This window comes from Blautia sp. ZXY-1-C6 (genome assembly GCF_056339875.1).
Genome location: NZ_JBWJVQ010000143.1, coordinates 1 through 2,250 on the forward strand (window position 1 = coordinate 1; position 2,250 = coordinate 2,250).

1 protein-coding gene and 1 pseudogene are annotated in these 2,250 nt (G+C 44.3%); both read left to right on the forward strand.

Annotated features, from left to right (window positions below; genetic code table 11):
* Positions 1-475: pseudogene (locus AC075J_RS05880) on the forward strand (Ppx/GppA phosphatase family protein); the annotation flags it as partial.
* A gap of 14 nt (positions 476-489) precedes the next feature.
* On the forward strand, positions 490-2,250 hold a 1,761-nt coding region (ppk1, locus tag AC075J_RS05885; protein WP_476390136.1), incomplete at its 3' end, for a polyphosphate kinase 1.

Genomic DNA, 2,250 nt, shown 5'->3' on the forward strand with positions numbered 1-2,250 from the left:
TGGTATGGGAGCAAGAGAACGTCTGTTATTGCAGATCGCGGCACTGCTTCATGACTGTGGCAAATATATCAGTATGGAAAAGGTTTCCGAGTGTTCCTATCAGATCATTATGTCTACAGATATCATTGGGCTGTCCTTTATGGAACGCCAGATGATCGCATGTGCGGTCAGATTCAATAATTCTGCGTTTGTTTATTATGATGAACTTTACAGTATGGGAATCGCTATTGACAGAGAGAGCTATATCAAGGTGGCAAAGATGACTGCAATCCTTCGCCTGGCAAATGCCATGGACAGAAGTCATTATCAGAAAGTAAAAGGAATCAAAGCAGTGCTCAAAGACAGAGAACTGCAGATGATCGTGGATTCTGCACAGGACATTTCCCTGGAACTGGGACTGCTGAAAGATAAAGAGGCATTTTTTGAAGAAGTATTTGGCATTCGTCTGGTTCTCAGACGCAAGGGCAGAGCGTAAAGGAGGATGAACTTATGGACTTTGAAAAATTTGAAAAGAAAGAATATTTCGTGAATCGCGAGCTGAGCTGGCTCAAATTTGATGAGCGTGTTCTGAGTGAAGCAAGAGATAAAAATCTTCCTTTGTTTGACAGACTGAAGTTCTTAAGCATTACCGCATCCAATCTGGATGAATTCTTTATGGTGCGTGTGGCGTCTCTTAAGGATCAGGTACATGCAGGATATCATAAAACAGACATTGCAGGAATGACAGCCAAGGAGCAGTTAAAAGAAATCAGTGTCCGTACCCATGAACTGGTTCATGTACAGTATAATACACTGAACCGTTCTCTGATCCCTGCGCTTGAGAAAGCCGGAATGCACCTGGTGGCAGCCCATGAGAATCTTACAGAAGCACAGAGTGTATTTGTAGACAGATACTTTGAGGATAATGTATATCCGGTACTTACACCGATGGCGATGGATTCTTCCAGACCGTTTCCGCTGATCAGAAACAAGACATTAAATATCGGTGCTCTGATCTCTAAGAAGGAGAAGAGTGATAAACTCAGCAAAAAGGATAAAACAGGAGAACTTCTGTTTGCTACAGTGCAGGTTCCGTCTGTGCTTCCAAGGGTGGTGCAGATTCCGTCAAAGAAGGATGGAGATACCACAGTGATCCTGCTGGAAGAGATTATTGAAAGAAATATTGACAAACTTTTCCTGAGTTATGATGTGATATGTGCCCATCCTTACCGTATTATGCGTAATGCGGATCTTACCATCGATGAAGATGAGGCAGAGGATCTGCTGGTGGAGATCCAGCGCCAGTTAAAGAAACGTCAGTGGGGTGAGGTTATCCGTCTGGAAGTAGAGGATAAGATGGATGAACGCCTGCTGAAGATTCTGAAAACGGAATTTGATATCAAAGAGGCAGATATTTTTGAGATAAACGGACCTCTGGATCTTACCATGCTTATGAAAGTATATGGTGCGGATGGCTTTGATGCTTACAAGACACCGAGATATCAGCCGGCACCTGTACCGGAATTTCAGAATGAGAAGGATATTTTCCAGGTGATACGTGAGGGCGATGTATTCCTGCATCATCCTTATATGAGCTTCGATCCTGTTGTAAATTTCGTACGTCAGGCAGCAAAAGATCCGGATGTTCTGGCTATTAAACAGACTCTGTATCGTGTCAGCGGCAATTCACCGATCATTGCTGCCCTTGCGCAGGCAGCAGAAAACGGCAAACAGGTTTCCGTGCTGGTAGAGCTGAAAGCACGTTTTGATGAAGAAAATAATATTGTATGGGCGAAGAAGCTGGAGAAGGCAGGATGTCATGTAATTTATGGTCTGGTAGGCCTTAAGACACACAGCAAGATCACACTGGTTGTGCGCAGGGAAGAGACAGGAATCCGCCGTTATGTGCATCTGGCAACCGGAAACTACAATGATTCCACTGCCAAACTCTATACAGACTGCGGTATCTTTACCTGCGATGAACGTTTTGGTGAAGATGCAACAGCAGTATTTAACATGCTCTCTGGATATTCTGAACCGAAAAGCTGGAATAAGCTGATCGTAGCACCAATCTGGATGAAGGACAGGTTCTTAAGCCTGATTGAACGTGAGGCAGAGAATGCGAAGAAAGGACTTCCGGCGTTAATCCGCGCAAAGATGAATTCTCTCTGTGATCCGAAGATTATTGCTGGATTGTATTATGCATCTTCCTGCGGAGTTCAGGTGGAGCTTCTGGTAAGGGGTATCTGCTGTCTGAAAGTAGGAGTGCCG